This window comes from Brevundimonas sp. GW456-12-10-14-LB3, from assembly GCF_059424365.1.
Window position 1 is genome coordinate 22,596 of sequence record NZ_JBWKZJ010000033.1, and the last position, 9,602, is coordinate 32,197.

Sequence of the window (9,602 nt, forward strand, 5' to 3'; positions counted from 1 at the left end):
CCGCCTATGTTCCGGCCATGACCGACGCTTCCGCTCCCGACGCCGCCCCCTCCCAGGACCGCCCGCTCACCCAGGACGGCCCCGCCCTGCGGCTGTGGATGATTGACGCCTCGGCCTATATCTTCCGCGCCTATCACGCCCTTCCGCCCCTGACGCGAAAGTCGGACGGCCTGCCCGTGGGGGCGGTCCAGGGCTACTGCAACATGTTGTGGAAGCTGCTGAAGGACATGAAGGGCGCCGACGGCCCCACCCATCTGGTCGCCATCTTCGACCATTCGGAAAAGACCTTCCGCAACGACCTGTACGACCAGTACAAGGCCCACCGCCCGCCGGCGCCCGAGGATCTGGTGCCGCAGTTTCCTCTGGTGCGCGAGGCGACGGCGGCCTTCGGCGTCCATTGCGTCGAGCTGCCCGGCTATGAGGCCGACGATCTGATCGCCACCTATGCCTGCAAGGCCCGCGACGCCGGAGGCGAGGCGGTGATCGTCAGCTCCGACAAGGATCTGATGCAGCTGATCGGCGGCGGCGTCGTCATGTGGGATCCGATGAAGGATCGGCGTCTGGCCGAGCCCGAGGTGTTCGAAAAGTTCGGCGTAGGGCCGGAGAAGATGGTCGATCTTCAGGCCCTGATCGGCGACAGCGTCGACAATGTGCCGGGCGCGCCCGGCATCGGCCCGAAGACGGCGGCGCAGTTGCTGGACGAATACGGCGACCTGGACACCCTGCTGGCGCGGGCCGGGGAGATCAAACAGCCCAAACGCCGCGAGACCCTGATCAATTTCGCCGACCAGATCCGCCTGTCGCGCGAACTGGTCCGCCTGACCTGCGATGCGCCGGCGCCGGAGCCGATCGAGGATTTCGCCGTGCGCGATCCCGATCCTGAGACCCTGTCGGCCTTTCTGGACAAGATGGAGTTCCGGTCGCTGCAGCGTCGGGTCGGAGACGGCAAGGCGGGGCCCAGCGAAACCTCCGCCTTCGCGCCCAAACGCACGCCCAATCTGAACGCCCCGGTGGCGGCGCCCCGCTATGGCCAGACGGCGGACGGGCCGGTCGAGGCGCAGTCCTTCGATCTCGACGCTTATGAATGCGTCCAGACCGAAGAGGCTTTGGACCGCTGGATCGCGCGGGCGACTGAGGCGGGTGTGGTCGGCTTCGACACCGAGACCGACGCCCTGTCAGCGACCCATGCGGGCCTGTGCGGCGTATCCCTGGCGGTCGGGCCGAACCAGGCCTGCTACATCCCCCTGACCCATGAGCATGAGCCCCAGGCGGGCGAGGGCGGGCTGTTCGGGGAAGCGGGCGAGCCGCGCGAGCCTATTCAGCAACTGGACAAGGCGACGGCCCTGACGAAGCTGAAGTCGCTGCTGGAAGACCCGTCGGTCCTGAAGGTGCTGCAGAACGCCAAATATGATCTGGCGGTCATGGCGCGGCGCGGAATCCGGGTCGCGCCTTATGACGACACCCTGCTGCTCTCCTATGTGCTGGAAGGCGGATTGCACGGTCACGGGATGGACGAGCTGGCGCGGCTCCACCTCGGCCACGAGCCGATACCCTTCAAGAGCGTGGCGGGGACCGGCAAGAGCCAGAAATCCTTCAAGCACGTCGCTCTGAAGTCGGCCACCACCTACGCCGCCGAGGATGCGGACGTCACCCTGCGTCTGTGGCGCATTCTAAAGCCCCGGCTGGCGCGCGAGGGCCTGTCCACCGTCTATGAGACCCTTGAACGGCCCATGCCCGCCGTCCTGGCCGAGATGGAGACCGCCGGCGTCCGCATCGATCCCGACCGCCTCAAGCGTTTGTCGAGCGAATTCGGCTTGCGCATGGCCGAGTTGGAGACCCAGGCCCATGAGATTGCGGGCCGTCCCTTCAACATCGGCTCTCCCCGCCAGATCGGCGACATCCTGTTCGGCGAGCTGAATCTGCCGGGCGGGAAGAAGACCGCCTCCGGCCAGTGGGGCACCGACGCCAGCGTTCTGGAGGACCTGGCCCAGACCCACGCCCTGCCGCGTGTCCTTCTGGACTGGCGACAGCTGTCCAAGCTGAAAGGCACCTATACCGACGCCCTGATCGCCGCCGCCGACCCCCGGACCGACCGCGTCCACACCTCCTATCAGCTGGCCGCCGCCTCGACCGGCCGTCTGGCCTCCAGCGATCCCAACCTCCAGAACATCCCCATACGCACCGAGACCGGCCGCGAAATCCGCCAGGCCTTCATCGCCGCCCCCGGCCATCTGCTGATCAGCGCCGACTACAGCCAGATCGAACTGCGCCTTCTGGCCCATATCGGCGACATCCCCGAGCTGAAACGCGCCTTCAAGGCCGGGCTGGACATCCACGCCGCCACCGCCAGCGAAATGTTCGGCGTCCCCGTCGAGGGCATGCCGTCCGAGACCCGCCGCCGCGCCAAGGCCATCAATTTCGGCATCGTCTACGGCATCTCCGCCTTCGGCCTGGCCGCCCAGCTGGGCATCGATCAGGGCGAGGCCGGCGCATACATCAAGACCTATTTCGACCGCTTCCCCGGCATCCGAACCTATATGGACAGGACCAAGGCCGAGGTCCGCCAGGCCGGCTTCGTCTCCACCGTCTTCGGGCGTCGGATCCACATCCCCGCCATACACTCGAAATCGGGCGCCGAACGCCAGTTCGGCGAGCGCGCCGCCATCAACGCCCCCATCCAGGGCGCCGCCGCCGACATCATCCGCCGCGCCATGATCCGCATGCCCGCAGCCCTGGCCCAGGCGGGGCTGAAGACCCGCATGCTGCTGCAGGTCCATGACGAACTGGTGTTCGAGGCTCCAGAAGCGGAGGCTGAGCGCGCCATTCCCGTCATCAAGCGGGTCATGGAAACCGCTTCGGACCCCGCCGTCGCCCTGACCGTGCCCCTGGTCGTCGACGCCCGCGCCGCCCCCAACTGGGACGAGGCGCACTGAGACGCCGGCGCGGCGGCGTTCAGGCCGCCAGGACGATGATGTCGTCGGGGCTTTCGCCGCGCCCCAGAAGGCCGGTTTCAAAGTCCATGAAAATGTCCAGCAGCTCGGCCACCCCCGCCGGATGGGCGCCGGCGCCGAAGCGGAAACGCCAATAGCTGACGATGTGCTGGACCGCGCCCAGCTGGTCGCCCAGGCGGGCGAACATCGACGGGGCGTCCAGCAGGAAGTCGCGGAAGGCGATGGGTTTGCCCTCGCGCGTCAGCCGGGCGTAGGCGTCGTCATAGACGCTGAGGGTGCGGCTGACCTCGTCGCAGGTGCGAATGATGCGGCCCCGCAGGACGGCGCGGCTGCGGTCCAGATATTCGCGGGCCTGTCGATCGACCTTACCGACCGGCTTGATGGTGCGCACCGCCTCGGCGACGGCCGCCACCTCGCCCAGCAGGGTCGACAGGGTCCATTTGTAGTAGAGGAAGCCTTTCCAGCAGAAGACCCCTTCCTGATACTGTTCCGGGGCCAGACGCAGGGTCTCGCGCAGGGCCTCCAGCTGGTCGCCAGGGGTGTTGGACAGGATCTTGGCCGTCATCCGCGCCGCTGAATCGGCGGCTTCGCTGTTGCCTGCGCCCAGGCTGAGGCTGACCAGGGGTTCGATCTCGCCCCGGACGAAGGTGGTCATCCGCTGAAGATCGCTCTCGCTGATCGAGAAATAGCAGGGCGCCGGCTCCAGGCCGCACCGGCGCAGCTGTTCGCGAAGCAAAAAGGGGTCGAGCGACGGCAGGCGGTCGATCTGGCGCAGGGTGACGATGTCTGCGTGGGTCGCGGGGACGCCGAACGATTCCATCATCATCCGTTCGAAGCCGATCTGATTGACGAAGACATAGCGGCCGCCGGTCTTCAGATCCTCGTCGTCGATCGGAATGATCACCTTGGTCGCCACATGGCGACGGCCGGTGAACAGGTCCGTCTCGTTGCGTCGGAGCCGGTGTTTGATGATCAGGGATCGGTTCAGCACCGGGGTGCGGAAGATCGGGCGTGCGGCCCAGTCGGGATTGCGCAGGGCGCCGTCTGCCCGGCTGTCGCCGTTCTCTTCCCACACCTTCAGCAGGTTCAGCACGCGGGCGGTGGAGGCCGAGCCCCTCAGGTGATCGAGATTTCGGACGGCGCGATCGGTCATGCCCGGCACCTTGCACCACAAATCGTCACCAATGGCTTAGCTGGCGGCCAATTCGACCGATGCTGGCGCCGGAAGCGCGACACGCCTAAAAGGATGTCCATGCAGATGCTGGACATTCTGATCCTCCTCGCCATCGCCGCCGTGACGGTGACGCTGGGCCTGGGGCTGTATTCTCTGTTTCGCGGCGGCGCCTATGCGCGCAGCCATTCCAACCGGCTGATGCGCTGGCGGGTCGGATTGCAGGCCTTGGCGGTCCTGCTTCTGGTGATCGGCATGCTGTGGAAGGCGACGGCGTCTTGAGCGGGGGTCGTCCATGGTGACGCTGAACAAGATCTACACCAAGACCGGGGACGAGGGCCTGACGCGGCTGGCCTCGGGCGCGCCGGTGTCCAAGACCGATCTGCGGGTCCAGGCCTATGGGGCGGTGGATGAGCTGAACGCCGTCCTGGGGGTGGCCCGGCTCAGCAGCGGCCAGAACGACCGGATCGACGCCATGCTGGGGCGGATTCAGAACGAACTGTTCGATTTGGGGGCCGATCTGGCCACGCCGCTGGACCCGCCCCCAGCCTGGGAGGCGCTGCGAATTCTGGACAGCCAGGTCGAGCGGCTGGAACAGGAGATCGACTGGATGAACGAGAGCCTGAAGCCGCTGGACAGTTTCATCCTGCCCGGCGGTTCGCCCTTGTCGGCCCATCTGCATGTGGCGCGCACCGTGTGCCGTCGCGCCGAGCGGGACGCCGTGCGTCTGGTCGAGGCGGGGCAGGCGGTCAACGGCGCGGCCCTGCGCTATCTGAACCGGCTGTCGGACCATCTGTTCGTCGCCGGGCGCCGCGCCAACGCCAACGGCGCCAATGACGTCAAGTGGAAGCCGGGCGCCACGCGCTGAGGCGTCGCTTATGGACGCCGGGGTTCCGGACGGCTAACGGCAGGCGGATGAAGCCCGACCTGCCCCCCGAGGACGACAATCCGCATCTGGAGCGGCCGCTGCGGTCGTTCGGCCGTATCAAGGCCCGACCCATCAAGCCGCGTCAGGCCGCCCTGATGGAGACCCTGCTCCCCCGGATCGCCACGCCGGACCCGAAGGCGGGGCCGGTGAACCCCCTGAGGATGATGCCCGAGGCCGCCGAGGTCTGGCTGGAGATCGGATTCGGCGGGGGCGAACATATGGCGGCCCAGGCGGCGCGGCGGCCGGACGTCCTGGTGATCGGCTGCGAACCCTTTCTGAACGGGGTCGCCTCGGCCCTGCGCCATGTCGAGGAAGGCGGGCTGGAGAACGTCCGCATCCACGCCGACGACGCGCGCGACCTGGTCGAGGCCCTTCCCGACGCCTCGGTCGATCGGGTGCTGATCCTGTTTCCCGATCCCTGGCACAAGGCCCGGCACAACAAGCGCCGCCTGTTGCAGGACGAGACGGCCCAGGCCTTCGCCCGCATTCTGAAGCCCGGCGGGACGCTGCGGTTCGTCACCGACTGGCGGGACTATGCGGAATGGACGCTGGAGCGGCTGGAGCGGACGCCGGGGCTGGAGCGGATCGGGCCGGCGGATCGGGACGCGTTCGTTCCACCGGCGGACCATGTGGTCACCCGCTATGAGGAGAAGCGGCTGGGCGACACCGTCCCGATCTTCCTGGAGTATCGGAAGACGCCGTAAGGCCGGCCCGAGGCGCGTTGTCACATAGGGATGTTTACTTAGTCGGACCCTAGGGGGGTGTTTAACCTCGTCCGTTAGGCCTGAACCGGTTGTGGTTACGGAGCTAACGATGAAGGCCTTGACGATCGGCGGGCGGATCAATCTGCTGGCGCTTGTGACGATGGCGGGCCTTCTGGTCGTGACGGCCCTGGCCCTGTTCCGGCTGGATTCGGTGATGCGCGAGAACATCGCCGACCGCACCAGGAAATCCGTCGAGATCGCCCATAGCGTCGTCGCCTATTATCAGGGCGAAGAGGCCGCCGGCCGGCTGACCCGCGATCAGGCCCAGGCCGCCGCCAAGGCCGCCGTCGGCGCCATGCGCTATGGCCAGGACGACTATTTCTGGATCAACGACATGCATCCCACCATGGTGATGCACCCGATGAAGCCGGCCCTGAACGGCAAGGACCTGAGCCAGAACAAGGACGCCGACGGCGTGCTGATGTTCAAGGAATTCGTCGCGGTCGTGCAGAAGGACGGCGAGGGCTTCGTCCACTACCAGTGGGCCAAGCCGAACCAGGACGGGGCCTCGCCGAAGATCTCCTATGTGAAGGGCTTCGCCCCCTGGGGCTGGGTGATCGGCTCGGGCGTCTATACCGACCAGATCGCCGCGGCCGTCGGCAAGGCGGCCCTGGCCCTGGGCATCATGGCCTTTCTGGTGTTGCTGGCGGTCGGGGCGGCGGGCTGGTTGATCGGCCGGTCGGTGTCGGGCCCCGTGGTGGCCCTGGAGCGACGCATGCGCGGCCTGGCTGACGGGGATACGGCCTCCGAGATCCCCGGCATCAGGCGCGGGGACGAAATCGGCAAGATGGCTTCGGCCCTGGCCGTGTTCCGTGACGCCGCCATCGAAAAGGCGCGTCTGGCGGCGGAGGCGCTTTCGCAGCGCTCGATGAGCGAGCAGGAGCGGGCCGCCCGCGAGGACGAGAAGGCAGCGGAGGCCGAAGCCGACCGGGTGACGATCGAGGCCCTGGGCCGGGGTCTGGCGGCCATGGCGGACGGCGACCTGACCTATCGGATCGACACCGAGTTCGCGCCCAAGGCCGCCCAACTGAAGTCCGACTTCAACGCCGCCATCGCTCAGCTGCAACAGGCGGTCTCGGTGGTGGTGGCCAATATCGCCGGCATCCGCTCCGGCGCCGGCGAGATCAGCCAGGCCGCCGACGACCTGTCGCGGCGCACCGAACAGCAGGCTGCGGGGCTGGAGGAGACGGCGGCGGCTCTGGACGAGATCACCGCCACGGTGAACAAGACGGCGTCGGGCGCGCGCCAGGCCTCGGACGTGGTCCAGGCCGCCAAGGGCGACGCCGAGACCTCGGGCGTCATCGTCCGCGACGCCGTCCAGGCCATGCAGGCGATTGAGGGCTCCTCCGAACAGATCAGCCAGATCATCGGCGTCATCGACGAGATCGCCTTCCAGACCAACCTCCTGGCCCTGAACGCCGGGGTCGAGGCGGCCCGGGCGGGCGAGGCCGGTCGCGGCTTTGCGGTGGTGGCCTCCGAGGTCCGCGCCCTGGCCCAGCGGTCGGCGGAAGCCGCCAAGGAGATCAAGACCCTGATCTCGACCTCCAGCACCCAGGTCGGTTCGGGGGTGAAACTGGTCGGCCAGACCGGCGAGGCTTTGCAACGGATCGTGGACCGTGTGGCCGAGATCGACGGACTGGTGTCGGAAATCGCGGCCTCGGCCCAGGAACAGGCGATCGGCCTGGCCGAGGTCAATACGGCCGTCAACCAGATGGACCAGGTCACCCAGCAGAACGCCGCCATGGTCGAACAGTCGACCGCCGCCAGCCACTCTCTGGCCCAGGAGGCCCAGTCGCTCCAGGCCTCGGTGGCCCGGTTCAAGGTCGGCTCAGCGGCCCAGGTCGCCGCCGCCCCCGCCCGCGCCCCTGCGCCCGCGCCTGCGTCTTCCGCACCGGCCAAGCCGGCCCATCGCATGGTCCAGGCTCTCAAGACCCTGGGCCGCGGCGGCGCCGCGCCCGCCCAACAGGCCGCTCCCGCCGAAGACGGCTGGGAAGAGTTCTAAAATGCTCCGTTCTTCAAGCGATATTTACCAACCGCGTGAGACGAAGCGGACGGGGCTGAAACAAGGAAACACCAATGGCTGAGGTCATAAGTCTCGCATCGGTCCTGGACATGAACGCAGCCGAGCCGCTGAAGGCCGAACTGTTGGCCAAGCGCGGCCAGGCCGTAACGGTGGATGCGAGCGGCGTCGAACGCCTGGGCGGTCTTTGTCTCCAAGTCCTTCTCTCCGCCCGCAAGACCTGGGCGGCCGACGGGGTCGATCTGATGATCACGCCCCAATCGACGTCTTTCGCTGAACAATGGGCCGCCTTCGGCGCGTCCGAAACCAACGCACCAGACCTCACTGAAGGAGCGCTCGCGTGAGCAAGACCGTTCTGACCATCGACGATTCCCGCACCATGCGGGACATGCTGCTGATGGCCCTGGAAGACGCCGGCTATGTCGTCATCCAAGCCGTAGACGGCGTGGACGGCCTGGAGACGCTCGCCGCCCAGGGCGCCGACGTCATCATCACCGACATCAACATGCCCCGCATGGACGGTTTCGGCGTCATCGAAGGCGTGCGCGCCGATCCGAACCACCGCACCACCCCGGTGCTGGTGCTGACGACCGAGAGCGACGCCGAGAAGAAGGCCCGCGCCCGCGCCGCCGGCGCGACCGGCTGGATCGTCAAACCCTTCGACCCGGTGAAACTGGTCGACGCCGTTCGCCGCGTGGCGGCCTAACACTTTTCCAGATCGGTCGGGCCAACAGCCATGGACGCCTTCGAAGCCATCAAAGCCACCTTCTTCCAGGAGTGCGACGAACTGCTCGCCGAACTGGAATCGAAGCTGATGCTGTTGGAGCAGGGTCAGACCGACCTGGAGACGATCAACGCCGTCTTCCGCGCCGTTCACTCGGTCAAGGGCGGGGCGGGGGCGTTCGGCCTGGAGGCTCTGGTCCGGTTCGCCCACGTCTTCGAGACCCTGATGGACGAGCTGCGGGGCGGCCGCAAACCCTGCGACGCGGTCACGATCAAGACCCTGCTGCGCGCCTCCGACGTGCTGGCCGACCATATCCAGGCCGCCCAGGGCCTGGCTCCTCCGGTGGACGAAGAGCGTTCGGCCGGCCTGGTCCAGGAGCTGGAGCTTCTGACCCACGGCGGCGAGGCGCCGCCCGCCGTCGAAGAGGAGGAGGAAGACGACTTCGGCTTCACCCCCATGGCCTTCGACGCGCCGCTGGACGACCCGGCGCTGGCGGTCGAGGCTACCGCTGCGGATGCGGCGCCCGCGGGCCAGCCCGGCTGGCGCATCGTCTTCAAGCCGCACGGCCGCATGTACGGCAGCGCCAATGAGGCGGGTCTGCTGCTGCGCGAAGTGGGCCGGCTGGGCCCCATCACCGTCTCTGTGGACGAGGCCGCCCTGCCGACCCTGGACGTGCTGGTCGCCGAGGACGGCTATCTGACCTGGACGATCGACCTGGTCGCCGATGTCGACGAAAAGGCCGTGCGGGAAGTGTTCGACTTCGTCGAGGCCGACTGCGACCTGACCATCACCCCGCTGGGCGGCGCCCCGGCCCTGGTCTTCGAGGAAGAGCCGCCGGCCGTCCTGCCCGCCAGCGACGAACTGGACATCGCCGCCCTGCTGGCCAAGGCCGCTGCAGGCGCCGCGCCCGAAACGCCCGCCGCCGCTCCGGCGCCGGCCCCCGCGCCCCAGTCTGTCGCGCCCCAGTCGGTCGCGCCCGAGCCGGTCGCGCCTGCGCCGGTCGCCGCCCAGGTCTCCGCGCCTGAGCCCGCACCGGCCCCGGCC

9 protein-coding genes are annotated in these 9,602 nt (G+C 68.0%); 8 read left to right on the forward strand and 1 reads right to left on the reverse strand.

Features of this window, described 5'->3' with window-relative positions:
- Positions 1-17: 17 nt before the first annotated feature.
- Entirely contained in the window at positions 18-2,933 is a 2,916-nt protein-coding gene (gene polA, locus AC07XS_RS12580) for a DNA polymerase I (protein WP_182714634.1), read from the forward strand.
- Positions 2,934-2,952: 19 nt separating this feature from the next.
- On the opposite strand, the gene AC07XS_RS12585 is transcribed toward polA, so the two are convergent.
- On the reverse strand, positions 2,953-4,104 hold the full coding sequence (locus tag AC07XS_RS12585; RefSeq protein ID WP_152949311.1) for a hypothetical protein: 1,152 nt from the start codon (positions 4,102-4,104) through the stop codon (positions 2,953-2,955).
- A gap of 99 nt (positions 4,105-4,203) precedes the next feature.
- On the opposite strand from AC07XS_RS12585, the gene AC07XS_RS12590 reads away from it, so the two are divergent.
- The 7 genes from AC07XS_RS12590 to AC07XS_RS12620 all read left to right on the forward strand — a co-directional run.
- Positions 4,204-4,404 (forward strand): twin transmembrane helix small protein, encoded by a 201-nt coding sequence (locus AC07XS_RS12590; protein WP_054764478.1) that lies wholly within the window; start codon positions 4,204-4,206, stop codon positions 4,402-4,404.
- Positions 4,405-4,417: 13 nt separating this feature from the next.
- Positions 4,418-4,990: a cob(I)yrinic acid a,c-diamide adenosyltransferase gene (locus AC07XS_RS12595; protein ID WP_054764479.1), complete on the forward strand. Its 573-nt coding sequence runs from the start codon at positions 4,418-4,420 to the stop codon at positions 4,988-4,990.
- Between the two features lie 47 nt (positions 4,991-5,037).
- Entirely contained in the window at positions 5,038-5,754 is a 717-nt protein-coding gene (gene trmB, locus AC07XS_RS12600) for a tRNA (guanosine(46)-N7)-methyltransferase TrmB (protein ID WP_182714633.1), read from the forward strand.
- Between the two features lie 109 nt (positions 5,755-5,863).
- The gene (locus AC07XS_RS12605; RefSeq protein ID WP_494732675.1) at positions 5,864-7,816 is read left to right on the forward strand and encodes a methyl-accepting chemotaxis protein; all 1,953 of its coding nucleotides are present in this window, start codon (positions 5,864-5,866) and stop codon (positions 7,814-7,816) included.
- Between the two features lie 74 nt (positions 7,817-7,890).
- Entirely contained in the window at positions 7,891-8,178 is a 288-nt protein-coding gene (locus AC07XS_RS12610; protein WP_054764755.1) for an STAS domain-containing protein, read from the forward strand.
- On the forward strand, positions 8,175-8,540 hold the full coding sequence (locus tag AC07XS_RS12615; RefSeq protein ID WP_054764756.1) for a response regulator: 366 nt from the start codon (positions 8,175-8,177) through the stop codon (positions 8,538-8,540). Before AC07XS_RS12610 ends, AC07XS_RS12615 begins: the two co-directional genes overlap by 4 nt.
- A gap of 30 nt (positions 8,541-8,570) precedes the next feature.
- Positions 8,571-9,602, forward strand: a 1,032-nt coding sequence (locus AC07XS_RS12620) for an Hpt domain-containing protein (RefSeq protein ID WP_182714631.1), incomplete at its 3' end; no start/stop codon positions are given.

Excerpts from the sequence above, each read along its gene's own strand:
- polA (WP_182714634.1), top strand. The coding sequence starts at position 18 with ATGACCGACGCTTCCGCTCCCGACGCCGCCCCCTCCCAGGACCGCCCG.
- AC07XS_RS12585 (WP_152949311.1), bottom strand. The coding sequence starts at position 4,104 with ATGACCGATCGCGCCGTCCGAAATCTCGATCACCTGAGGGGCTCGGCC.
- AC07XS_RS12590 (WP_054764478.1), top strand. The coding sequence starts at position 4,204 with ATGCAGATGCTGGACATTCTGATCCTCCTCGCCATCGCCGCCGTGACG.
- AC07XS_RS12595 (WP_054764479.1), top strand. The coding sequence starts at position 4,418 with ATGGTGACGCTGAACAAGATCTACACCAAGACCGGGGACGAGGGCCTG.
- trmB (WP_182714633.1), top strand. The coding sequence starts at position 5,038 with ATGAAGCCCGACCTGCCCCCCGAGGACGACAATCCGCATCTGGAGCGG.
- AC07XS_RS12605 (WP_494732675.1), top strand. The coding sequence starts at position 5,864 with ATGAAGGCCTTGACGATCGGCGGGCGGATCAATCTGCTGGCGCTTGTG.
- AC07XS_RS12610 (WP_054764755.1), top strand. The coding sequence starts at position 7,891 with ATGGCTGAGGTCATAAGTCTCGCATCGGTCCTGGACATGAACGCAGCC.